Source organism: Streptomyces sp. JJ38, from assembly GCF_019303475.1.
Taxonomy (GTDB): domain Bacteria; phylum Actinomycetota; class Actinomycetes; order Streptomycetales; family Streptomycetaceae; genus Streptomyces.
The window spans coordinates 30,383-54,313 of the sequence record NZ_JABLSI010000021.1; the positions used below are offsets into that span (position 1 = coordinate 30,383).

Consider the following 23,931-nt stretch of genomic DNA (forward strand, 5'->3'; position numbering starts at 1 on the left):
TCCATGTCAGACGCCAGTACGCCCAAGCGGGCAGCGGCGAGTCTGGTGGATGCGGCCTCGTCCCACACGCTTCTGGAAGGGCGGCTCGGGTATCACCTTGAGTCCGCCCTTCTGACGCGTGCGCTGACGCACCGCAGTTTCGCGTACGAGAACGGCGGGCTGCCCACGAACGAGCGCCTGGAGTTCCTCGGTGACTCGGTCCTGGGTCTCGTGGTGACCGACACGCTCTACCGTGCCCACCCGGAACTGCCGGAGGGCCAGCTCGCCAAGCTGCGCGCCGCGGTGGTCAACTCCCGTGCCCTCGCCGAGGTCGCCCGGGGGCTGGATCTGGGTGCCTTCGTCCGGCTCGGCCGTGGCGAGGAGGGGACCGGCGGCCGCAACAAGGCGTCGATCCTGGCGGACACGCTGGAGGCGGTGATCGGCGCCGTCTACCTCGACCAGGGGCTGACGGCGGCGGAGGAGCTGGTGCACCGGCTCTTCGACCCGCTGATCGAGAAGTCCGCACTGCTCGGTGCCGGCCTGGACTGGAAGACCAGCCTCCAGGAGCTCACGGCGGCCGAGGGGCTCGGGGTGCCCGAGTACGTGGTCACCGAGACCGGCCCCGACCACGAGAAGACCTTCACGGCTGCTGCCCGCGTCGGTGGTGTCGCGTACGGCACCGGCACCGGCCGCAGCAAGAAGGAAGCCGAACAGCAGGCCGCCGAGACGGCCTGGCGGGAGATCCGGGCCGCGGCGGACGCGGCGGCCGCCGGCGGAACTCCCGCGGAGGGCACCGAAGACGCCACGGCCGGCGGTACCGCCGACCCGGCGGGCTGAGGGCGCCGTGCCCGAGCTGCCCGAGGTGGAGGTCGTCCGGCGCGGACTGGACCGCTGGGTCGCCGGCCGGACCGTCGAGGCGGTCACGGTGCTGCACCCGCGCGCCGTGCGCCGTCATGTGGCGGGCTCGGCGGACTTCGCCGCCCGGCTCTCGGGCCATCGCTTCGGTGCCGTCCGGCGCCGGGGCAAGTACCTGTGGCTGCCGCTCGGCCCTCCGGACGCGGGTCCGGAGGACGCCGAGCGGCTGCCGTTCGCCGTCCTGGCGCATCTGGGGATGAGCGGGCAGCTCCTCGTCCAGCCCGCCACGGCACCGGACGAGCGGCATCTGCGGGTGCGCATCACCTTCACCGACCGCGACGGGGGCGAGCTGCGCTTCGTCGACCAGCGCACCTTCGGCGGGCTCTCCCTGCACCCCGTCACCGAGGACGGGCTGCCCGACGCCATCGCGCACATCGCCCGCGACCCGCTCGACCCGGCGTTCGACGAGGCGGCCTTCCACGTCGCCCTCCGGGCCAAGCGCACCACGGTCAAGCGGGCGCTGCTGGACCAGTCCCTGGTCAGCGGCGTCGGCAACATCTACGCCGACGAGGCGCTGTGGCGCTCCCGGCTGCACTACGACCGGCCCACGGCCACGCTCACCCGGCCGCGCGTCGCCGAACTGCTCGGACACGTACGCGACGTCATGACCGCGGCCCTCGCCGTGGGGGGTACGAGCTTCGACAGCCTCTACGTGAACGTCAACGGCGAGTCCGGCTACTTCGACCGGTCGCTGGACGCCTACGGCCGCGAGGAGGAGCCCTGCCGCCGCTGCGGCACCCCGATACGCCGGCGCCCCTGGATGAACCGTTCCAGCTACTTCTGCCCGCGCTGCCAGCGGCCGTGGCGCCCGCGGTCCACGGGCGCCACGGCCGCGGCACGCTGACCGGGCCGCCGGGTCCGAACGGGGGTCAGTAGCCGAAGGACTGCGTCCACCAGGGGCCGCCGTCGGCGAAGTGCGCACCGACACCCAGACTGGTGAAGCCGCAGTTCAGGATGTTCTTCCGGTGGCCGGGGCTGTTCATCCAGGCCTGCATGACGGCCTCGGCGTCGGCCTGGCCGCGGGCTATGTTCTCGCCGCCCAGGTGGGAGACGCCGTCCTCCTCGGCGCGGTCCCAGGGGTCGCGGCCGTCCGGGTCGGTGTGGGAGAAGTAGCCGCGCCGCGCCATGTCCGCGCTGTGGTCGCCGGCCAGCCGGGCCAGCGACGCGTCGGCCCGCAGCGGGCTGCAGCCCGCCCGGGAGCGTTCCTGGTTGACCAGGGTCAGCACCCGGGCCTCGGCGGCCGAGTGGGCGCCGGAGTCTCCGGGCGGCGACGGCGGGTCGGCGGTCGGTGCGGGCGGCTTCGGGGTCGGGCTGGGCTTCGCGGGCGCGGAGGTCTCAGGCGCGGGCTTCGCGGACCGGTCCTCCGCGTCCCGCTGCTTCTCCCCGGAGGGCTCGGCGGTCGGCGTCGGGCTGTCCTCGGGCGTCGTGGACGGCTCGGGCGTGGGCGAGGGCGAGCGGCGCTCCTCACTGCGCGAGGCGGCGGCGTCGTCCCGGCTCCCGGCGCCCTCCGACGCGCCGGGAGTGCGGGACGAGGCGCTCTCGGTCCGGGCCGTTCCCGGCCCGCCGTCGAGGAGACCGAACCCCTCGCCGAGCCCCGGGACCACTCCGGCTCCCACGGCCACGGTGCCCAGCACGGCCGTGGCGGAGACCGCCAGCAGGCCGGCTCTGAGTGGTGTCACCCTGCGCTTGCGATGTCGGTGGCGACCCATCTGCTGCAGTCCTCACGTACTCGACGGCGTTCGTGTCACTCGATGGAGTGAGACTCGTGTCCGGGGACAGTACGCCATCGCCGTCCGCCCGGAGGTGCGGAGGGGGGAATACGGCCGATAGCGTGCGTCACATGAGCACAGTGCGAAACAGGGCGGCCGCCGAGACGGGTGAGGCTCCCGGGGCCACGGCGGGGACGGCGGCGGAGGCCCGTGACGGCGCGGCGGCGGACGTCCGGCTGACCGCCTGGGTGCGCGGGCGTGTGCAGGGCGTCGGTTTCCGTTGGTACACGCGGGCGAACGCCTTGCGCATCGGCGAGCTGACCGGCTTCGTGGTGAACCTGTCCGACGGCCGGGTGCAGGTCGTGGCCGAGGGCCCGCGGGCGAACTGCGCCGCGCTGCTGGAGTGGCTGACCAGCGCGGACACGCCCGGGGACGTGACGGGCGTCACGGAGATCTGGGACGCGCCGCGGGGCGGCTACCCCGGATTCGAGATCCGCTGAGCCGGGACGGGCCGGTGTCCTCGACGTGAACTGGTTGCCAATCCGGGCGTGACGTGCAAGGCTGCGGCACGAGTGATCCACAGCGCGCCACCCGTCACGGGGTCCGCAGCTCCGGCCGAAGTCGCCGTCGAGCCGGGCCGTCCGTGCACACGGCGTGTGATCGTGTTGACCGTCGTAACTTTTGGTGAGACGCTGGAAGCCCCGCGCACCTTGCTTCTTCAGCCCTGAGAACCTCTATGCAGAGCGGACGTTGCGGGTGCCTATCCCTCACGACCCAGACGACCCACCACTGCGGTCGGTCACTCATTGTGGAGGACCATCCATCATGGCAAAGGCGCTTCTCGGTTACGTCGGCGGCTCCGACCCCCGAGTCCTCGCCGAGATGCGACGGCTTCAGCAGCGCGTCCAGGACCTGGAATCCGAACTGATCCGGATGCAGGCCGAGAACGACGCGCTGTCGGCTGCCGCACGTCACGGCGACTCGCTGCTTGACAGCATCGACGTTTCCAAGGGCGAGCCTGCACTCACCTGACCCGAGACCCGGGGCGGGTGCGCGTACGGCGCTCATCCTGTTGCAGAACTGCGAGGGACGCTTCGGCGTCCCTTCGTCATGTCTCACGCTGTCCGTCGTGGCCGTCTGGTGATCCGTCCCGCGCGGCGCCCCCTGGCTGTCGGCTGCTCGTTACCGTGTGATGTGCCCTGCACCTTCTGCGGTGAAACCGCGCCCCGGAGGTAAAGTCACCCGGCGTGCACCTCAAGAGCCTGACCCTGCGCGGGTTCAAGTCCTTCGCCTCGGCCACCACGCTGCGCTTCGAGCCCGGCATCACCTGCGTGGTCGGGCCGAACGGCTCGGGCAAGTCGAACGTGGTGGACGCCCTGTCCTGGGTGATGGGGGAGCAGGGGGCGAAGTCCCTGCGCGGCGGCAAGATGGAGGACGTCATCTTCGCCGGGACGTCCGGCCCCACGGGCCGGGCACCGCTGGGCCGCGCCGAGGTCTCGCTGACCATCGACAACGCCGACGGCGCGCTGCCGATCGACTACGCCGAGGTCACGATCACCCGGATCATGTTCCGCAACGGCGGCAGCGAGTACCAGATCAACGGCGACACCTGCCGGCTGCTGGACATCCAGGAGCTCCTGTCGGACTCCGGCATCGGCCGGGAGATGCACGTGATCGTCGGGCAGGGACAGCTCGACGGCGTCCTGCACGCCGACCCGACCGGCCGCCGGGCCTTCATCGAGGAGGCCGCCGGCGTCCTCAAGCACCGCAAGCGCAAGGAGAAGGCGCTGCGGAAGCTCGACGCGATGCAGGCCAACCTCGCCCGCGTACAGGACCTCACGGACGAACTCCGCCGCCAGCTCAAACCGCTCGGCCGCCAGGCCGCCGCCGCCCGCAAGGCCGCCGTCATCCAGGCCGACTTGCGCGACGCCCGGCTGCGGCTGCTGGCCGACGACCTGGTGGCGCTGCAGAACGCGCTGCGGGCCGAGGTCGCCGACGAGGCCGCGCTGAAAGAGCGCAAGGAGGCGGCCGAGGCGGCCCTGCACACCGCGCAGCGCCGCGAGGCCGAACTGGAGGAACAGGTACGCCGTCTGACCCCGCGTCTGGAACAGGCGCAGCAGACCTGGTACGCCCTCTCGCAGCTCGCCGAACGCGTCCGGGGGACCGTCAGCCTCGCCGACGCCCGGGTCACCAGTGCCCGCTCGGCCCCGCCCGAGGAGCGGCGCGGCCGGGACCCGGAGGACCTGGAGCGCGAGGCCGAGCGCATCCGCGAGCAGGAGGCGGAGCTGGAGGCCGCGCTGGAGGCGGCGAGCCGCGCGCTGGAGGACACCGCCGAGCACCGCGCGGAGCTGGAGTCGCGGCTGAGCGAGGAGGAGCGCCGGCTCAAGGACGCCGCCCGGGAGATCGCCCAGCGCCGGGAGCAGCTCGCCCGGCTCGGCGGTCAGGTGAGCGCGGCCCGCAGCAAGACGGCCTCGGCTCAGGCGGAGATCGACCGCCTCACCGCGGCACGGGACGACGCCGTCCGGCGCCGGGCGGGCGCCCGGGAGGAGTACGAGGCCCTTCAGGCCGAGGTGGACGGGCTGGACGAGGGGGACGCCGAGCTGGCGGCCCGCCACGAGGCCGCCCGCGAGGAGCTGGCGGCCGCCGAGGCCGCGCTCAGCGCCGTGCGCGACGAACTGGCCGCCGCCGACCGGGAGCGTGCCGCCACCGCCGCCCGCCGGGACGCCCTGGCCCTCGGCCTGCGCCGCAAGGACGGCACCGGGGCCCTGCTGCAGGCCCGGCACGAGCTCGTCGGCGTCCTCGGGCCGGCCGCCGAACTGCTGACCGTGGAGCCGGGGTACGAGGTGCCGGTCGCCGCCGCCCTGGGCGCCGCCGCGGACGCCGTCGCCGTGACGACTCCGGGCGCCGCGGCCGAGGCGCTGCGGCGGCTGCGCAAGCAGGACGCCGGACGGGCGGCCCTGCTCGTCGGGGGTGCCGAGCCGCCGGGGCCCGAGCCGGGCCCCGAGGGGCCCCGGTACGCGGCCGGGCTGGTCGGCGGCCCGGAGGAGCTGCTGCCCGCGGTCCGGCTGCTGCTGCGGCACATCGTCGTCGTCGACACCCTGGACGACGCCGAGGAGCTGCTGCGCGCCCGCCCCGGGCTCACCGCGGTCACGACGGACGGCGATCTGCTCGGTTCCCACGTCGCGCAGGGCGGCTCGGCCGGCGCGCCGAGCCTGCTGGAGACGCAGGCGGCGGTGGACGAGGCGAGTGCAGCCGTTAAGCGGCTGGACGCCCGGTGCGCGGAGCTGACCGAGGAACGGGAGCGGGCCGCGCGGCGGCTGCGGGAGTGCTCGGCCGCCGCCGAGGAGCTGGGACGGCAGCGCAGCACCGCCGACCGGGAGAAGTCCGCGGTGGCCGCCCGCCTGGGCCGGCTGGCGGGTCAGGCCAAGGGGGCCTCGGAGGAGGCGGAGCGTTGCGAGGCGGCGGTGGCCAAGGCCGAGGACGCCCTCGTGCAGGTCACCGCTTCGGCCGCCGAACTGGCCGAGCGGCTGGCCGTGGCGGAGGAGGCCGCCGACGCCCTGGAGGAGCCCGACGCCTCGGTGCGGGACCGCTTGGCCGCGGACAGCGCGAACGCGCGGCAGACGGAGATGGAGGCCCGCCTCCAGGTACGCACCCACGAGGAGCGGGTCCGGGCGCTGGCGGGCCGGGCGGACGGGCTGGACCGCGCCGCCCGCGCGGAGCGGGAGGCGCGGGCACGGGCCGAGCGGCGCCGGGCGCGGCTGCGGCACGAGGCCGAGGTGGCGGCGGCGGTGGCCTCCGGCGCCCGGCAGTTGCTCGCCCACATCGAGGTGTCGGTGACCCGGGCGGAGCAGGAGCGGGGCGCGGCCGAGGCGGCCCGGGCCGAGCGGGACCGGGAGCTGACGGCCGAGCGGGCGCGGGGCCGGGAGCTCAAGGCGGAGCTGGACAAGCTCACCGACTCGGTGCACCGGGGCGAGGTGCTGGGCGCGGAGAAGCGCATGCGCATCGAGCAGCTGCGTACCCGGGCGCTGGAGGAGCTGGGGGTCGAGCCGGAGGTCCTGGTCGCGGAGTACGGGCCGGACCAGCCCGTGCCGCCCTCGCCGCCGGCGGCGGGTGAGGAGCTGCCGGAGGACCCGGACGACCCGCGCAACCGGCCGGTGCCCTTCGACCGGGCGGAGCAGGAGAAGCGGCTGGCGGCCGCCGAGCGGGCGTACCAGAAGCTGGGCAAGATCAACCCACTGGCGCTGGAGGAGTTCGCGGCGCTGGAGGAGCGGCACCAGTTCCTGAGCGAGCAGCTCGAGGACCTGAAGAAGACACGCAGCGACCTGCTGCAGGTCGTGCGGGACGTGGACGAGCGGGTGCGGCAGGTCTTCACCGAGGCGTTCCACGACACCGCGCGCGAGTTCGAGGGGGTCTTCGCCCGGCTGTTCCCGGGGGGCGACGGACGGCTCGTGCTGACCAACCCGGACGACATGCTCACCACCGGCGTCGACGTCGAGGCCAGGCCGCCGGGCAAGAAGGTCAAGCGGCTGTCCCTGCTGTCCGGCGGCGAACGCTCGCTGACCGCCGTCGCGCTGCTGGTGTCGATCTTCAAGGCGCGGCCCAGTCCGTTCTACGTCATGGACGAGGTGGAGGCCGCGCTGGACGACACCAACCTCCAGCGGCTGATCCGGATCATGAAGGAGCTCCAGGAGAGTTCGCAGCTCATCGTGATCACCCATCAGAAGCGGACGATGGAGGTCGCCGACGCCCTCTACGGGGTGTCCATGCAGGGAGACGGCGTGTCCAAGGTCATCAGCCAGCGGCTGCACTGAGCCGCCACCGTCCGTGCACCGTTTCGGCGCATTCTTCATGCCTTGAACTCATGTGTTGAACTCTTGTCTGGGGATGCGCGTAGAACAGGTTCATCGCGCGGTCTTGACTTCGAAACATGAACGCATAGTCTCTCCACGTCGCTTCTGGCTTCGGCCGGCGGGCGCACGGTCAGGCGTGCGCCGCAGCGAGAGCGACACGCCCCCCCATCCCGGCTCCGAGGCCGGGGCCGCAGGAGTGCACCGTGACCAGAACCGAGCCGGTGGGCCCGGACGCCGCGAGACGGCCCCGGCAGCTCACGTTCGTCGTCTTCATCGCCGCCTCGGCCGCCATGGGCGGCTTCCTCTTCGGGTACGACAGCGCCGTGATCAACGGTGCCGTGGAAGGCGTCCGCGGCAAGTTCGACGTCGGCGACGCCACCCTCGGCGCCGTCATCGCCATCGCCCTGCTCGGCGCCGCGCTGGGCGCGATGGTCGCCGGGCGCCTCGCCGACCGCCTCGGTCGGCCGCGCGTCATGCAGCTCGCCGCGGTCCTCTTCACCGCCAGCGCCATCGGCTCCATGCTCCCGTTCTCCCTGTGGGACCTGGCCTTCTGGCGCACGCTCGGCGGTGTGGCCATCGGCATGGCCTCCGTCATCGCCCCCGCCTACATCGCCGAGGTCGCCCCGGCCGCCTACCGCGGCCGGCTGGCCTCCTTCCAGCAGGCCGCCATCGTCCTGGGCATCGCCTGCTCCCAGCTGGTCAACTACGGGCTGCTCACCGCGGCCGACGGCGAGCAGCGCGGCCATCTCCTCGGGCTGGAGGCCTGGCAGGTCATGCTCGGCGTCGAGGTGCTCCCGGCCGCCCTCTACGGCCTGCTCGCCCTGCGCATCCCCGAGTCGCCCCGCTACCTCGTCGCCCAGGGGCGGACCACCGAGGCGCGGGCGGTGCTGGCCCTGGTCGAGCCGGAGCGGACCGACCTGGAGGCCGAGGTCTCGCGGATCGCCACGCAGATGCGCCGGGAGCACAAGCCGAGCCTGAAGGACCTCACCGGTGGGCGCTTCGGGCTGCTGCCCATCGTCTGGGTCGGCATCGGGCTGTCGATGTTCCAGCAGCTCGTCGGCATCAACGTGATCTTCTACTACAGCTCCTCGCTGTGGCAGTCCGTCGGCATCGACCCGGCCGGCTCGTTCTTCTACTCCTTCACGACGTCCATCATCAACATCGTCGGCACCGTCATCGCGATGCTGCTCGTGGACCGGGTGGGGCGCAAGCCGCTGGCCCTCGTCGGCTCGGCCGGCATGGCGCTGTCGCTCGGACTGGCCGCCTGGGCCTTCTCCTTCACGTCCGGCGTCGGGGACGACGTCACGCTGCCGGACACCCAGGGCGCCGTGGCGCTGGTGGCCGCCCACGCGTTCGTGCTCTTCTTCGCGCTCTCCTGGGGCGTCGTCGTCTGGGTGATGCTCGGCGAGATGTTCCCCAACCGGATGCGCGCCGCCGCGCTCGGCGTCGCCGCCGGCGCCCAGTGGGTCACCAACTGGCTGATCACCGCGAGCTTCCCCTCGCTCGCCGAGTGGAACCTCTCCGGCTCGTACGTGATCTACACGGCCTTCGCCGTGCTCTCCATCCCGTTCATCCTCACATGGGTGCCGGAGACGAAGGGCAAGGCGTTGGAGGAGATGGGCTAACCCGACCCCGCCGCCCACTCCTCAGCGCTGCCCCGGCTCACCGAGCCGGGGCAGCGCCGCTTGCGGATGCCGAGGAGCGCATGGCCGATACTGGTCGGGCCGCCCGCCAAGCGGCCGGCCGCCCAGCGGAAGATCAGGCAACAGCTAGGAACCCAGGGAATCCATGGAAATCGTCATCCTCCTCGTCGTCATCGCCGTGGTCGCCCTCGGCGCCATCAGCGGGCTCCTCATCAGCGGGCGCCGCAAGAAGAAGGAGGTACGGCCCCCGCAGGGGGGTGCCCCGACGATCACCGCGCCCCCCGCCGAACCGCACGTCGGTGAGGAGGCCGAGGGCGCGCCCGAAGCCCCCGGACGCACCGTGGACGAGGTGGGGCTGCCCGGCGCCACCGAGGCGCCTTTGGCCACCGAGGAGGTCGTCGAGGAGCTTCCCGAGGCGCCGGCCGTCGAGGTCCCGCCGCCGAGCGCCGGCCGCCTCGTACGGCTGCGCTCCCGCCTGTCCCGCTCGCAGACCAGCCTCGGCAAGGGGCTGCTGACGCTCCTCTCGCGCGACCGGCTCGACGAGGACACCTGGGAGGAGATCGAGGACACGCTGCTGACCGCCGACGTCGGCGTCGCCCCCACCCAGGAGCTCGTCGACCGGCTGCGCGAGCGCGTCCGGGTCCTCGGCACCCGCACCCCGGACGAGCTGCGCGCCCTGCTCCGTGAGGAGCTGCTGAACCTCGTGGGCACCGAGGCCGACCGCACCGTGCACACCGAGACCTCCGGCGTCGAGGACCGCCCGGGCGTGATCCTCGTCGTCGGCGTCAACGGCACCGGCAAGACGACGACCACCGGCAAGCTGGCCCGCGTCCTCGTCGCCGACGGCAAGTCCGTCGTCCTCGGCGCGGCCGACACCTTCCGAGCCGCAGCCGCCGACCAGCTCCAGACCTGGGGCGAGCGCGTGGGCGCCCGCACCGTGCGCGGCCCGGAGGCCGGCGACCCGGCGTCCGTCGCGTTCGACGCCGTCAAGGAGGGCGTTGACGAGGGCGCCGACGTCGTGCTCGTCGACACCGCGGGGCGGCTGCACACCAAGACCGGCCTCATGGACGAGCTGGGCAAGGTCAAGCGCGTCGTGGAGAAGCAGGGGCCGGTGGACGAGGTCCTCCTCGTGCTGGACGCCACCACCGGCCAGAACGGGCTGGTGCAGGCCCGGGTGTTCGCGGAGGTCGTCGACATCACCGGCATCGTGCTGACCAAGCTCGACGGCACCGCCAAGGGCGGCATCGTCGTCGCGGTGCAGCGGGAACTGGGCGTCCCGGTCAAGCTCGTCGGCCTCGGCGAGGGCCCGGACGACCTGGCCCCCTTCGAGCCCGAGGCCTTCGTGGACGCCCTCTTGGGCGACTGAGGCCCGCGCCCCGAGCGCGCCGACGGGCCCGGGGGACGCCCCCGGGCCCGTCGCCCGTCACACCGTCGGCGTGTACCTCCCTCGGTCCCTCGCCCCGTCAGGCCGTCGGCAGCCATCCCGGGGAGACCGCGCCGACGCGGCGGCTCAGCCGCAGCAGTGTGCTCAGCAGCAGCCGCGCCTCCGGCGGACGCCCCGCGGACTCCAGCGTCGGCGGGCGCAGCCAGCGCACGGGCCCCATCCCGCCCACGTCCGAGGGAGGTGCGGTGATGTACCCGCCGGACCCGAGACAGCTCAGCCCCAGCCCCTCGCGGCCGCCCCCCGAGCGCCGCAGCAGCTCGGGCAGCTCCACCGATGCGCCGGGGGCCACCAGGAACCAGGCGTGGCCGTGCGGGGCGAGGGCGACGGGTCCGAGTGGCGCCCCCATGCGTTCGAGCCGGACGAGCGCCCGCCGCCCGGCCTCCTCGGGTACCTCGACGACGTCGAACGCCCGTCCCGTCGGCAGCAGCAGTGCCGCGCCGGGCACCCGGGCCCACGCCCGGCCCGCCTCGTCGAGCGTCGCCCCCGCCGGCACCTCCAGCCCGGCGTCCAGCGGGTGGGCGCCGGGCGCCGGGCAGGCCCGCGAGCCACAGGAGCACTCCGGGCCGCCGACACCGCGCACCGCCCGCGCACCGGGGACGACGTCCCAGCCCCACAGCCCGGTGTACTCCGCCACCGCGGTGCCTACCGGATCCGAACCCCGGGGCCGGCCCGGCCGTCGCCCGCGCCGTGCGGCCAGCCGCAGCTCCCGGAGCTCGCGGATGCCGCCGATCGTGAAGCCCATGCTCCCTCCAACGGGTCTCCCGGGCCGATGGTTACGCCGCGTGCCGCACGCCGGGCCCGCCGTCCCACCGTTCCGCGCGTGCGACGGGTCCCGCCGCACGCGTCACCCGACCGAGTGGTCGTTGCCGTATGCCAAGTGTTAGTCAGCCCGCTCGTCGTTAGCGTCTTCGGGAGGGGTGGCGAATGGTGGCGTTTCCTTGGTCCACCCTCGCCACCGGGTAAGCGCCGGACTACATTCGGTGCAGGCAGAGACCAGGCAGCAGCGTTCCGGGTATGACGGGGGCACCACCCGAACGCGCTTTCTCCCGGAGAAGTGGGGGCCTCCAGTGGGCGGCAACGGCAGTAACGGCGCCTCGGCCGACAAGCGCCCGAACGAACAGCTCCGTTCGTGGTTCGTGCGCAGCGGCTGGTCCAAGGGCGAGCTGGCGCGGCAGGTGAACCGCCGGGCCCGCGAGATGGGCGCACATCACATCAGCACGGACACCTCGCGGGTGCGCCGATGGCTCGACGGCGAACAGCCGCGGGAGCCGATCCCGCGCATCCTGTCCGAGCTGTTCTCCGAGCGCTTCGGCTGCGTCGTCCCGGTGGAGGACCTGGGCCTGCGCCAGCCCCGGCAGACGGCCGCGGGCTCGGGCATCGACCTGCCCTGGACGGGCCCGCAGACGGTCTCGATGATCAACGAGTTCTCCCGCAGCGATCTCATGCTCGGCCGCCGCGGCTACCTCGGCACCTCGCTGGCCATGTCGGCGGGCCCGGCACTCATCGAGCCGATGCAGCGCTGGCTGGTGCCCACGCCGAGCGCGCCCGGCGACACAGCCGGGCTCGTGTCGGTGCCCTCCCAGGGCGGCCCCCGGCGCGGCCACCGGCTCTCCGGCCCCGAGCTGGAGCTGCTGGAGGAGACGACCCGCATGTTCCGCGGCTGGGACGCGCAGTGCGGCGGCGGGCTGCGGCGCAAGGCCGTCGTCGGTCAGCTGCACGAGGTCACCGACCTGCTCCAGGAGAGCCATCCGGAGCCGGTGCGGCGGCGGCTCTTCTCCGTCACGGCGCAGCTCGCCGAGCTGGCCGGCTGGATGAGCTACGACGTCGGCATCCAGCCCACGGCACAGAAGTACTTCGTCCTGGCCCTGCACGCCGCCAAGGAGGCGGGGGACCGGCCGTTCGGCGCGTTCGTGCTGTCCAAGATGGCCCGGCAGATGATCCACCTGGGCCGGGCCGACGACGCGCTGGAGCTCATCCACCTCGCCCAGTACGGCAGCCGGGACGGCGCCACCGCCGGCACCCAGTCGATGCTGTACACGCTGGAGGCCCGCGCCCACGCCAACATCGGCCAGCCCAAGCAGTGCCACCGCGCGGTGCGGATGGCCGAGGAGACGTTCCGCGACGTCGACACCGCCCGGGAGCCCGAGCCGGACTGGATGGGCTTCTTCTCCGAGGCCGAGCTGAACGCGGAGAACGCCCACTCCTACCGCGACCTCGCCTACGTCGCCGGGCTCAGCCACACCTACGCCCGGCTCGCCCAGCCGCACATGGAGACGGCGGTGCGGCTGTTCGGCGAGGAGTGCGACGGGGACGGCGGCGGCCACCCCCGCTCCTACGCGCTCAACCTCGTCGGACTCGCCACCGTGCACCTGCTGCGCAAGGAGCCGGAGCAGTGCGCCGCCCGCGCCGGCCAGGCCCTCGACGTCGCCAAGCGGCTGCGCTCCGAACGGGTGAACACCCGCATCCGGAAGACGGCGGCCAACGCCCGCCGCGAGTACGAGCACGTCGCCGACGTCATCGCTCTCGGTGACCGGCTGTCCGGGGAATTGCGGACGGCTGAGGCCGCGACCGCGGTCTGACCCCCGGCCCCACGGGCGTCCACCGCGCCTCCCGTGCCCCCGCGCACACCACCGGACCGCCGACCGCGCACCCCGCCCCGAGCACCCGACACGGCTCCTCCACGCCAGGTCACCCCGGGCGGGGCGCGGTCGGCCCGTCGTCCTCCCCACCGCCCCGCCGTGCTCTCCGCGCGGTCGTGCGCACCGGCGCGCGCGGGCCCGCGGCCCGACACCGTCGTTCATGCGGACGTAACACAGCGGCCGCCTTCGTCACGGCACCGAAACAGCGGCGCGCATCACAGGAAACCGGCCGCCCCCACGCTGATGGACATCCCCAGCCCCAGATCCGCCCCCACGGGTCGTGACATGAGGAGACGTCCACTTTGAACGGCGCGGATACCGCTTTCGTCCTGATCAGCGCAGCGCTGGTCATGCTGATGACCCCAGGCCTGGCCTTCTTCTACGGCGGCATGGTCCGGGTGAAGAGCGCACTCAACATGCTGATGATGAGTTTCATCGCGCTCGGCATCGTCAGCGTGCTCTATGTCCTCTTCGGATACTCGCTCTCGTTCGGCGCCGACACCGGGGGGATCATCGGCAGCCTGGAGTTCGTCGGGCTCGACGGCATCGACCCCGACACCCTGACCGGCGGCGACGAGGGCATCCCCGTCTTCGCCTTCGTCCTCTTCCAGATGCTGTTCGCCGTCATCACCCCGGCCCTGATGAGCGGTGCGCTCGCCGACCGGGTGAAGTTCAGCGCCTGGGCGGTGTTCATCACCCTGTGGGTCAGCATCGTCTACTTCCCGGTCGCGCACTGGGTGTGGGCTGAGGGCGGCTGGCTCTTCGACCTCGGCGTCATCGACTTCGCCGGCGGCACCGCCGTCCACATCAACGCCGGCATCGGCGGCCTCGCGGCCGTCCTCGTCGTCGGCAAGCGCATCGGCTTCAAGAAGGAGCCCATGCGCCCGCACAGCCTGCCGCTCGTGCTGCTGGGCGCCGCGCTGCTGTGGTTCGGCTGGTTCGGCTTCAACGCCGGCTCGGCCCTCGCCGCCGACGGTACCGCCGCCAACATGGCCCTGAACACGCAGGTCGCCACGGCCACGGCCGTCCTCGGCTGGCTGCTGTACGAGCGCATCAAGCACGGCGCGTTCACCACGCTGGGTGCCGCCTCCGGTGCCATCGCCGGTCTGGTCGCCATCACCCCGGCCGGTGCCTCGGTCAACGCCCTCGGCGCGATCGCCATCGGCCTCGTCGCCGGTGTGGCCTGCTCCTGGGCCGTCAGCTGGAAGTTCAAGCTCAACTACGACGACTCGCTGGACGTCGTCGGCGTCCACCTCGTCGGCGGTCTGATCGGCACCCTGATGGTCGGCTTCCTGGCCACCGAGGGCGCGGGCCTCACGCAGTTCGGCAAGCAGGCACTCGGTGCCTTCTCGGTCATGGCCTTCACCTTCGTCGTCACCTGGGTCCTGGCCAAGCTGGTCGATGTCACGATGGGCCTGCGCGCCAGTGAGGACGACGAGGTGGCCGGCGTGGACCAGGCGTTCCACGCGGAGACCGCCTACGACTTCAGCCAGGTCGGCACCTCCTCGGCCCGGGCGGCCGTGAAGCCCGCCGCGGACGCGGCCGACGCCGCAGGCGCCACCACCACCGACGAGGGCAAGAAGGTCGACGCATGAAGCTGATCACCGCAGTCATCAAGCCGCACCGTCTCGACGAGGTGAAGGACGCGCTCCAGGCGTTCGGCGTGCACGGGCTGACCGTCACCGAGGCCAGCGGCTACGGGCGGCAGCGCGGCCACACCGAGGTCTACCGCGGCGCGGAGTACACCGTCGACCTGGTGCCGAAGATCCGCATCGAGGTGCTGGTGGAGGACGACGACACCGAGCAGCTCATCGAGGTGATCGTGAAGGCCTCGCGCACCGGGAAGATCGGCGACGGGAAGGTGTGGAGCGTCCCCGTCGACGAGGCGGTCCGGGTGCGGACCGGGGAACGCGGCCCCGACGCGCTCTGACGCGCGAGGCCCCGCTGGACGAACGAAACCGAACAGCGCACACCACGGGAGTTGGGTGACCGGATGACGGCCGAGACCACGGAAACGACCGGAAAGACGGAACCCGACGACGGCTACGCGGCGGCCCGGCTGCGCCTCCTGACGGGGGCGGAGTCCGGGCCGCCGCGCCGTGCGGCGCTCGCGTCCCTCACCGACGCCTGGCTCGGCCGGCTGCTGGCCGGGGCGGGGGCGCCGCCCGGGGTCGCCCTGGTGGCCGTCGGCGGCTACGGGCGGCGCGAGCTGTCCCCGCGCAGCGACCTCGACGTCCTCCTGCTGCACGACGGCACGATGGACCCCGGCGAGCTGGCGGCGCTGGCCGACCGCCTCTGGTACCCGGTCTGGGACCAGGGCCTCGACCTCGATCACGCCGTCCGCACCCCCGCCGAGGCCCGCAAGACCGCGGCCGAGGACCTCAAGGCGCAGCTCGGCCTCCTGGACGCCCGGCACATCGCCGGCGACGCCGCGCTGACCGCCGTTCTGCGCACCGAGCAGTTCGCCCAGTGGCGCGCCCACGCCCCGCGCCGCCTCCCCGAGCTGCGGGAGCTGGGCCAGGAGCGCGCCGAGCGCCACGGCGAACTGCAGTACCTGCTCGAACCCGACCTCAAGGAGGCGCGGGGCGGGCTGCGCGACGCCACCGCCCTGCGCGCCGTCGCCGCGTCCTGGCTCGCCGACGCCCCGCGCGAGGGGCTGGCCGCGGCCCGGGCCACCCTGCTCGACGTCCGCGACGCCCTGCACCTGACCACCGGGCGCGGCGGCGACCGGCTCGCCCTCCAGGACCAGGACCAGGTGGCTGTGAGCCTCGGCGTGCACGGCGCCGACGCACTCCTGCGCCAGGTCTACGAGGCCGCCCGTACCCTCACCTACGCCCAGGACGTCACCTGGCGCGAGGTCGGCCGGGTGCTGAAGGCCCGCGGCGCCAGGCGGGGCCTGCGCTCGCTCGTCGGCCGCGGTGAGGCCCGGCGCGGAGCGCCCGAGCGCACACCGCTGGCCGAGGGCGTCGTCGAGCAGGACGGCGAGGTCGTCCTCGCCCGGACCGCGCGCCCCGAGCGCGACCCCTGCCTCGTGCTGCGGGCCGCAGCCGCGGCGGCCCAGGCCGGGCTGCCCCTCGCCCTGGCCACCGCGCGCCGGCTGGCGAAGGACGCGGCCCCGCTGCCCGTCCCCTGGCCGTCCGAGGCCCGCGAACTCCTCGTCACCCTGCTGGGCGCGGGCGCCGACACCGTGCCCGTGTGGGAGGCGCTCGAGGCCGAGGGCCTGGTCACCGCCCTCCTGCCCGACTGGGAGCGGGTGCGCTGCCGCCCCCAGCGCAACCCCGTACACCGCTGGACCGTCGACCGCCACCTGGTCGAGACCGCCGTACAGGCCTCCGCACTCACCCGCCGCGTGCACCGCCCCGACCTCCTCCTCGTCGGCGCGCTCCTGCACGACATCGGCAAGGGATGGCCCGGGGACCACTCCGTGGCGGGGGAGACGATCGCCCGCGACATGGCCGCCCGCATCGGCTTCCCGCCCGAGGAGGCCGCCGTCCTCGCCCGCCTCGTCCGGCACCACCTGCTGCTCGTCGAGACGGCCACCCGCCGGGACCTGGCCGACCCGGCGACCGTCGGCGCCGTGGCCACGGCCGTCGGCGACACCGGCACCCTGGAACTGCTGCACGCCCTGACCGAGGCGGACGCGCGCGCCACCGGTCCCGCCGCCTGGTCCGCCTGGCGGAGCAGCCTCGTCACCGAGCTCGCCCGCCGCACCGCCGCCCTGCTGGCCGGCGAGGCCCCGGCCGGGCAGGAGGATGCCGAGCCCGCCGCGCTGAGTGCCGAGGCCGAGCGCCTCGCCGTCGAGGCCGCCCGCACCGGCGGCCCCGTGCTCGCCCTGCGCCCGCGTCCGGAGGGCCCCGCCGGCCGTGCGGAGGACGTCGTCAGGCAGGACGCCGGGGCGGTCGACGGGGAGGCTCCGGACGCGCCCGTCGGCGTCGAGCTGCTGGTCGCGCTGCCGGGACACCCCCGCGCCCTGTCGGCCGTGGCCGGGGTGCTGGCGCTGCACCGGCTGACGGTGCGGGCGGCCGACCTGACCCGCACGGATCCGGTCGGCGCGGGCCCGGTGCTGCTGCTCACCTGGCGGGTGGCCGCCGAGTACGGCTCCCTCCCGGAGGCCGGGCGGCTGCGCGCCGACCTCCGGCGGGCGCTGGAGGGCACCCTGGACGTTGCCGCCCGGCTCGCCGAGCGGGAGAAGGCGTACCGGGGCAGGCGTCGCGGGCTGCAGGCGCCGCCGCCGCGCGTCACCGTCGCACCGGACGGCTCGCGGCGGGCCACGGTCATCGAGGTGCGGGCGCAGGACGCCTCCGGACTGCTGCACCGCATCGGGCGCGGCCTGGAGGAGGCGGGCGTCACCGTGCGCAGCGCCCACGTCAGCACGCTCGGCGCCAACGCCGTCGACGCCTTCTACGTGACCGACGCCATGGGGGCGCCGCTGCCGCGGCCCGCCGCCGAGGAGCTCGCCCGCGCCCTGCAGACCTCCCTGGGCGGATAGGTCCGGCACCCGCCCAACGTTTCATGCATGAGCGGCACGTACCGTCCGTGGGCGGAACGGATACCCTTGGTCGGTGCGTGCCGTGATGCCCTGCCCCGCCCGGCTCAGGGCCGGCCGGGACACCGCGGCACGACTGACCGCCGGCACCGATGAACGTGAGGATTCGCGACCGCCGTGTTCGACACTCTTTCCGATCGCCTCGCAGCAACCTTCAAGAACCTCAGGGGCAAGGGCCGCCTGAGCGAGGCGGACATCGACGCCACGGCGCGCGAGATCCGCATCGCTCTGCTGGAGGCGGACGTCGCCCTGCCCGTGGTGCGCGCGTTCATCAAGCAGATCAAGGACCGGGCGCTGGGCGCGGAGGTCTCCAAGGCCCTCAACCCCGCCCAGCAGGTCATCAAGATCGTCAACGAGGAGCTGATCGGCATCCTCGGCGGCGAGAGCCGCCAGGTGCGGTTCGCCAAGCAGCCGCCGACCGTCATCATGCTCGCCGGTCTGCAGGGCGCCGGTAAGACGACGCTGGCCGGAAAGCTGGGCAAGTGGCTCAAGGGCAAGGGACACGCACCGCTGCTCGTCGCCTGTGACCTCCAGCGGCCCAACGCGGTCGGCCAGCTCTCCGTCGTCGCGGAGCGGGCCGGGGTGGGCGTCTACGCCCCCGAGCCCGGCAACGGTGTCGGGGACCCGGTGAAGGTCGCGCGGGACTCCATCGAGTACGCGCGCGGCAAGCAGTTCGACGTCGTCGTCGTGGACACCGCGGGCCGCCTCGGCATCGACGAGGAGATGATGCGGCAGGCGGCCGACATCCGGGACGCGGTGCGGCCGGACGAGACCCTGTTCGTCGTCGACGCCATGATCGGTCAGGACGCCGTCCACACGGCCGAGGCCTTCCGGGACGGTGTCGGGTTCGACGGCGTCGTGCTCTCCAAGCTCGACGGCGACGCCCGCGGTGGCGCGGCCCTGTCCATCGCCCACGTCACCGGGCGCCAGATCATGTTCGCCTCCAACGGCGAGAAGCTGGACGACTTCGACGCCTTCCACCCGGACCGGATGGCGTCGCGCATCCTGGGCATGGGCGACGTGCTCAGCCTCATCGAGAAGGCCGAGCAGACCTTCAGCCAGCAAGAGGCCGAGAAGATGGCCGCCAAGCTGGCGAAGGGGCCCAAGGAGTTCACCCTCGACGACTTCCTGTCCCAGATGGAGCAGGTCAGGAAGATGGGCTCGATCTCCAAGCTGCTCGGCATGATGCCGGGGATGGGCCAGATCAAGGACCAGATCAACAACCTCGACGAGCGGGACGTCGACCGCACCGCCGCGATCATCAAGTCCATGACGCCCGGTGAGCGCCATGACCCCACGATCATCAACGGCTCCCGCCGTGCGCGTATCGCCCGGGGTTCGGGCGTGGACGTCAGCGCGGTGAAGAACCTCGTGGAGCGCTTCTTCGAGGCCCGCAAGATGATGTCCCGCATGGCCCAGGGCGGCGGCATGCCGGGGATGCCGGGGATGCCGGGCATGGGGGGCGGCGGCACCAAGAAGAAGGCCAAGCAGCAGAAGAAGGGCAAGGGCAAGCGCCAGTCGGGCAACCCGATGAAGCGCCGCGAGGAGGAGCAGGCCGCCGCGGCGCGCCGTTCCGAGAACGGCGGCGGCGCCTTCGGGCTCCCCGGTGCCGGCCAGAGCCCGGAGGACTTCGAGCTGCCCAAGGAGTTCCGCGACCTGCTGCCCCCCAAGTGAGGGCACTCCCTCGCCGCACGTGACGGGGGTGGCGGCGGGCCGGACCCGCCGCCGCCCCCGCCTCACACCCGGGCGATCACATAACGGAACAGGTTGGGCAGCCACACCGTGCCGTCGGAACGGACGTGCGGGTGCAGGGCCTCCGCCAGCTCCTTGCTGACCTGCACCTCGTCGGTCGCCCGCACCGCCGCCGCGTAGAAGCCGGTGGACAGCAGCCCGCGCACCGCGCTGTCGAGGTCCGCGTAGCCGAACGGGCAGGAGACCCGGCCCGAGCCGTCCGGGCGCAGCCCCGCCTGCCGGGCCAGGTTCTCCAGGTCGTCCCGGCCGCGCGGCTGCCAGGAGGCCGCGTGGTGCGGCGGTTGCGCCAGCCGGGTGGCGATCCGCAGCGCCGGGGTGGCGGCACAGCGTTCGGCGGGGCCCCAGTCGGCGACCACGACGGCGCTGCCCCGTTCGGCGTGGCGGGCGGCGGCGGCGAGGGTCTCCGCGCCGGGGCGGGCGTCGAAGGCCGTCACCAGGTTGGGGGCCGGGCCCTCCGGGGGCGAGTCGTGCGTGGGGGAGCCGTGGGCGAGCCGTACCGGGTAGGGCCGCGCCCCCCACTGGGGCTCGGCGCAGAGCCGGGCCCGGGCGAGTGCGAGGCGGTGCTCGTCGGTGTCCATGCCCGTGACGTCCGCGCCCCGGCTCGCGGCCAGCAGCAGGGCGAGCCCCGAGCCGCAGCCGAGGCCGAGCAGGCGGGTGTGGGGGCCTACCTCGAGGCGGTCGTATACGGCCTCGTAGAGCGGCACGAGCATCCGCTCCTGGATCTCCGCCCAGTCGCGGGCGGCGCGTGGAAGCTGCTGAGCCGTGAATGTGGCTGTCATCACAGGCGCCCCTATCCGGTCCGCGTGTCCGTCTGTCCGCCGGAGCTGTGCCGCGCGGCTGCTGTCGGTACCCCCCGAGGTGTGGACGCGTCCGGTTCCGCCCGGAGTCGCGCCCTATGCCAGGGAACTGCCGATCGGTCCCGGCGTCCAGTGGACGTGGCGGATGGATGCGTGGCGTTTCGAGGGGTCGCGGCCGCGCGCCCCGCCCGCCGCGGCGGCCGGGGCGGAGGTGGCCAGAGGCGGGCGGAGACCTACCGATTCACGCTTTGCCGCCGCGTCGCCGTAACATGCGCGCCATGGCAAAGGCTCCCGTACTCACACCCCAGGCGGACGATTTCCCGCGCTGGTACCAGGACCTGATCAACAAGGCCGAGCTGGCCGACAACGGGCCGGTACGCGGCACCATGGTCATCCGACCGTACGGGTACGGGCTCTGGGAGCGTATGCAGCGGGAGCTCGACCTGCGGATCAAGGCCGCGGGCGCCGAGAACGCCTACTTCCCGATGTTCATCCCCCAGTCGTACCTGACCCGCGAGGCCGAGCACGTCGAGGGCTTCGCGCCGGAGCTGGCCGTGGTCACGCACGGGGGCGGCAAGGAGCTGGACGAGCCGGTCGTCGTCCGGCCCACGTCCGAGACGATCATCAACGAGTACTTCTCGAAGTGGGTCCAGAGCTATCGTGACCTGCCGCTTCTCATCAACCAGTGGGCCAACGTGGTCCGCTGGGAAATGCGTCCCCGGGTGTTCCTCCGAACGAGTGAGTTCCTGTGGCAGGAGGGCCACACCGCCCACGCCACCTACGAGGACGCCCGTGCCTACGCGGCCCGCATCCACCGGGACGTGTACGAGGACTTCATCAAGGGCGTCCTCGGCATCGACGTCGTCATCGGCCGGAAGACGGCCCGCGAGCGCTTCGCCGGGGCGATCAACACGCTGACCCTCGAGGGCATGATGCGGGACGGCAAGGCCCTGCAGTTGGGCACGAGCCACGAGCTCGGCCAGAACTTCGCGAAGGCCTTCGACACCAAGTACCTGTCCAAGGACGGCGACCAGCAGCTCGTCTGGCAGACGTCGTGGGGCGTCTCGACGCGCATGGTCGGCGGGCTGATCATGTCGCACGGCGACGACAACGGGCTCCGGGTGCCGCCGCGGCTCGCCCACGTCCAGGCCGTCGTGCTCGCCATCAAGGGTGACGACGCGGTGCTGGCCGCCGTGCGCGAGGTCGGCGAGCGGCTCGCGGACGCCGGGGTGCGGGTGCACGTGGACGATCGCACCGACACCCCCTTCGGCCGCCGTGCGGTCGACTGGGAGCTCAAGGGCGTCCCCGTCCGCATCGAGATCGGCCCGCGCGACCTGGAGAACGGCACCGCGATGCTGGTGCGGCGGATCGCGGGCGGCAAGGAGCCCGTCCGGCTCGAAGCCCTCCCCGAGCTGCTGCCGAAGGTCCTGGAGGAGGACCAGGCCCAGCTGCTGCGGGAGTCGCGGGAGCGCCGGGAGGCGAACACGACCGACGTGGCCACCGAGGCGGAGGCGGCGGAGGTCGCCGTCGGCGGCGGCTGGGCCCGGATCCCGTGGGACCGGCTCGGCCCGGAGGGCGAGGCCCGGCTCGCCGAGCAGGCCGTCACGGTGCGCTGCCTGCACCTCGAGGACGGCTCGGTCCCGGACAGCGACGATGCGCCGGGCGCGCTCGCGGTCGTCGCGCGCGCGTACTGACCGGTGCGTACGGGGGCGGCGCCGCGCCCGGTGCCGCCCCCTCGTCTCGGCGTGGGGCCTGACGTCCCCGCCTGTCTCCGCGGCCCTTGCCTGTCCTGGCGGGGCGGCCTGCACAGCTGGATGATGATCGGCGGATGTACGGATTCGATCGGAAACCGTACATCCGCCGTCGTCGATCGGACGCAAAACTGACTGGTACGTGCAAATTATTGGGAAAGGCCCCGTAATCGGAACACTCGGTGGTTCCGGCTCGTTGTACACGACGTGAGCACGACACCACCTGTTCTCGCCGCCGAGCTGGCTTCCGCGTGGGTCGACATCCAGCGTCGTCACCCGGAGCTGCCCGATCTGGCCGCACCCGAGTCCCTGATCGGAGAGTCCTCGTCCGCCTGTGGCGCGGAGCTCTCCTTCGAGCGCCTGCTGCATGAGGCCGTCCACGGGGTCGCCGCCGCGCGCGGTGTCCGGGACACCTCACGCGCGGGCCGATACCACAACCGCCGATTCCTGGCCATCGCCGAGGAGATGGGCATGGCACACACCGAGGAACCGCATCCGAGCAGCGGCTTCTCGCTCGTCACGCTGACGCCCGAGGCGCGCCGGCGGTACCGGAGCACGGCCGAGCGACTGCAGCGCGCGCTGCGGGCCCACACGGCCGCCACCCGGACCGACACAGCCCGGTCCTTCCGCGGCCCCGCCGCCCGACACGGCTCCTCCGGGGGCGGTGTGCGCGTGAAGGCCGTCTGTGACTGCGGGCGCAACGTGCGCGTCGTCCCCTCCGTGCTGGAGCAGGCGCCCATCATGTGCGGGGCCTGCGGCAAGCAGTTCCGCATCCCCGAGGTGATGGCCGTGGGCTGAGCCGCGCATCCGACGATCCGACGACCCGACGAGTCGATCCCGAAGCGACACACCGTCGCGTCGTCCCGGCGGACACTCGCCAGGACGGACAGCGCCAACGGCCGGCCCCCCTCGACTGCCGTAGCGCCGCGACCGTGATCCGCACCGGGCCGTGCCGACTGGGGTGCCCCCAGACCCCCGTCGGGCGGTCGCCCGCTCATGTGGCAGAATGGACGGCTGTACTCGACAGCCGGCCGGACCCTCTCTCCCTCGGCTGACGCGTCCACCGGGCTCCCGGGCACCACAACCCCACGTGGCTCTTCCCGATGCCCACCCACGTCAAGACCAGGAGACACCACACCCGTGGCAGTCAAGATCAAGCTGAAGCGTCTGGGCAAGATCCGTTCGCCTCACTACCGCATCATCGTCGCCGACTCGCGCACCCGCCGTGACGGGCGCGCCATCGAGGAGATCGGCCTGTACCACCCGGTGCAGAACCCCTCCCGCATCGAGGTCGACAGCGAGCGCGTCCAGTACTGGCTGGGTGTCGGCGCGCAGCCGACCGAGCCCGTCATGGCCATCCTCAAGGTCACCGGCGACTGGCAGAAGTTCAAGGGCCTGCCCGCGCCGCCGCCGATGAAGGTCGCGGAGCCGAAGGCCGACAAGAAGGCCCTCTTCGAGGCCGCCGCCAAGGAGTCCGCCGACGAGCCGAAGGGTGAGGCGATCACGCCCAAGGCCAAGAAGGCGGACAAGGCCGAGAAGGCCGACAAGGGTGCCGACGCCGAGGCCGCGGCCTCCGCCGAGACCACCGAGGCCTGAGCATGCTGGAGGAGGCCCTCGAACATCTCGTCAAGGGCATCGTCGAGCATCCGGAGGAGGTGCAGGTCGCGTCCCGCAACCTGCGCCGCGGGCGTGTGCTGGAGGTCCGGGTCCACCCCGATGACCTCGGCAAGGTGATCGGCCGCAACGGCCGTACCGCCCGGTCCCTGCGCACGGTCGTGGGGGCGCTCGGGGGCCGTGGCATCCGCGTCGACCTGGTCGACGTGGACGCCGTCCACTGACGCCGTTACCCGGCGCGGCCTCACCCACAGCACCGGCACGGGCCGGGAACGGCTCAGCCGTTCCCGGC

General features: G+C 73.4%; 18 protein-coding genes and 1 pseudogene. 16 read left to right on the plus strand and 3 right to left on the minus strand.

From position 1 onward, the window contains the following. Positions 1 to 3 precede the first annotated feature (3 nt). Both rnc and mutM read left to right on the plus strand, forming a co-directional pair. On the plus strand, positions 4 to 816 hold the full coding sequence (rnc, locus tag HPT28_RS14115; RefSeq protein ID WP_219091411.1) for a ribonuclease III: 813 nt from the start codon (positions 4 to 6) through the stop codon (positions 814 to 816). A gap of 7 nt (positions 817 to 823) precedes the next feature. Continuing rightward, on the plus strand, positions 824 to 1,738 hold the full coding sequence (mutM, locus tag HPT28_RS14120; RefSeq protein WP_219091412.1) for a bifunctional DNA-formamidopyrimidine glycosylase/DNA-(apurinic or apyrimidinic site) lyase: 915 nt from the start codon (positions 824 to 826) through the stop codon (positions 1,736 to 1,738). A 25-nt stretch (positions 1,739 to 1,763) separates the two neighbouring features. On the opposite strand, the gene HPT28_RS14125 is transcribed toward mutM, so the two are convergent. Beyond that, complete coding sequence (locus tag HPT28_RS14125) at positions 1,764 to 2,573, minus strand: CAP domain-containing protein (protein ID WP_308119225.1); 810 nt, start codon at positions 2,571 to 2,573, stop codon at positions 1,764 to 1,766. Positions 2,574 to 2,830: 257 nt separating this feature from the next. Here HPT28_RS14125 and HPT28_RS14130 point away from each other — a divergent pair. The 5 genes and pseudogenes from HPT28_RS14130 to ftsY all read left to right on the plus strand — a co-directional run. Beyond that, positions 2,831 to 3,103 (plus strand): annotated as a pseudogene (locus HPT28_RS14130) (acylphosphatase); the annotation flags it as partial. A gap of 325 nt (positions 3,104 to 3,428) precedes the next feature. Further along, entirely contained in the window at positions 3,429 to 3,635 is a 207-nt protein-coding gene (locus HPT28_RS14135; RefSeq protein ID WP_219091414.1) for a hypothetical protein, read from the plus strand. A 215-nt stretch (positions 3,636 to 3,850) separates the two neighbouring features. Further along, complete coding sequence (gene smc, locus HPT28_RS14140; RefSeq protein WP_219091415.1) at positions 3,851 to 7,414, plus strand: chromosome segregation protein SMC; 3,564 nt, start codon at positions 3,851 to 3,853, stop codon at positions 7,412 to 7,414. Positions 7,415 to 7,656: 242 nt separating this feature from the next. Continuing rightward, entirely contained in the window at positions 7,657 to 9,078 is a 1,422-nt protein-coding gene (locus tag HPT28_RS14145; protein WP_308119226.1) for a sugar porter family MFS transporter, read from the plus strand. A gap of 163 nt (positions 9,079 to 9,241) precedes the next feature. Beyond that, positions 9,242 to 10,462: a signal recognition particle-docking protein FtsY gene (gene ftsY, locus HPT28_RS14150; protein ID WP_219091416.1), complete on the plus strand. Its 1,221-nt coding sequence runs from the start codon at positions 9,242 to 9,244 to the stop codon at positions 10,460 to 10,462. Positions 10,463 to 10,559: 97 nt separating this feature from the next. Here ftsY and HPT28_RS14155 read toward each other — a convergent pair whose 3' ends face one another. Continuing rightward, on the minus strand, positions 10,560 to 11,282 hold the full coding sequence (locus tag HPT28_RS14155; RefSeq protein WP_219091417.1) for a bifunctional DNA primase/polymerase: 723 nt from the start codon (positions 11,280 to 11,282) through the stop codon (positions 10,560 to 10,562). 325 nt (positions 11,283 to 11,607) lie between these two features. Here HPT28_RS14155 and HPT28_RS14160 point away from each other — a divergent pair, with 325 nt between their 5' ends. The 5 genes from HPT28_RS14160 to ffh all read left to right on the plus strand — a co-directional run bounded on the left by HPT28_RS14160 (position 11,608) and on the right by ffh (position 19,399). Next, on the plus strand, positions 11,608 to 13,119 hold the full coding sequence (locus tag HPT28_RS14160) for a hypothetical protein (protein WP_219091418.1): 1,512 nt from the start codon (positions 11,608 to 11,610) through the stop codon (positions 13,117 to 13,119). A gap of 362 nt (positions 13,120 to 13,481) precedes the next feature. Beyond that, positions 13,482 to 14,774, plus strand: coding sequence for an ammonium transporter (locus HPT28_RS14165; RefSeq protein ID WP_219091419.1), 1,293 nt, complete (start codon positions 13,482 to 13,484; stop codon positions 14,772 to 14,774). Further along, entirely contained in the window at positions 14,771 to 15,109 is a 339-nt protein-coding gene (locus HPT28_RS14170) for a P-II family nitrogen regulator (RefSeq protein WP_219091420.1), read from the plus strand. Before HPT28_RS14165 ends, HPT28_RS14170 begins: the two co-directional genes overlap by 4 nt. A 63-nt stretch (positions 15,110 to 15,172) precedes the next feature. Further along, on the plus strand, positions 15,173 to 17,668 hold the full coding sequence (locus HPT28_RS14175) for a [protein-PII] uridylyltransferase (RefSeq protein WP_219091421.1): 2,496 nt from the start codon (positions 15,173 to 15,175) through the stop codon (positions 17,666 to 17,668). 174 nt (positions 17,669 to 17,842) lie between these two features. Then, positions 17,843 to 19,399 (plus strand): signal recognition particle protein, encoded by a 1,557-nt coding sequence (gene ffh, locus HPT28_RS14180; protein ID WP_219091422.1) that lies wholly within the window; start codon positions 17,843 to 17,845, stop codon positions 19,397 to 19,399. Positions 19,400 to 19,461: 62 nt separating this feature from the next. Here the strand turns inward: ffh and HPT28_RS14185 are convergent, their stop codons facing one another. Then, a complete protein-coding gene (locus tag HPT28_RS14185; RefSeq protein WP_219091423.1) occupies positions 19,462 to 20,256 on the minus strand; it encodes a methyltransferase domain-containing protein in 795 nt (264 codons plus the stop codon). A 296-nt stretch (positions 20,257 to 20,552) separates the two neighbouring features. Between HPT28_RS14185 and proS the strand changes: the two genes are divergently transcribed. The 4 genes from proS to HPT28_RS14205 all read left to right on the plus strand — a co-directional run bounded on the left by proS (position 20,553) and on the right by HPT28_RS14205 (position 23,863). Beyond that, entirely contained in the window at positions 20,553 to 21,968 is a 1,416-nt protein-coding gene (gene proS / locus HPT28_RS14190) for a proline--tRNA ligase (RefSeq protein WP_219091424.1), read from the plus strand. A gap of 264 nt (positions 21,969 to 22,232) precedes the next feature. Continuing rightward, the gene (locus tag HPT28_RS14195) at positions 22,233 to 22,823 is read left to right on the plus strand and encodes a hypothetical protein (RefSeq protein ID WP_219091425.1); all 591 of its coding nucleotides are present in this window, start codon (positions 22,233 to 22,235) and stop codon (positions 22,821 to 22,823) included. 342 nt (positions 22,824 to 23,165) lie between these two features. After that, positions 23,166 to 23,621: a 30S ribosomal protein S16 gene (gene rpsP, locus HPT28_RS14200; RefSeq protein WP_219091426.1), complete on the plus strand. Its 456-nt coding sequence runs from the start codon at positions 23,166 to 23,168 to the stop codon at positions 23,619 to 23,621. A 2-nt stretch (positions 23,622 to 23,623) separates the two neighbouring features. Next, on the plus strand, positions 23,624 to 23,863 hold the full coding sequence (locus HPT28_RS14205) for an RNA-binding protein (protein ID WP_219091427.1): 240 nt from the start codon (positions 23,624 to 23,626) through the stop codon (positions 23,861 to 23,863). Positions 23,864 to 23,931: the final 68 nt, after the last annotated feature.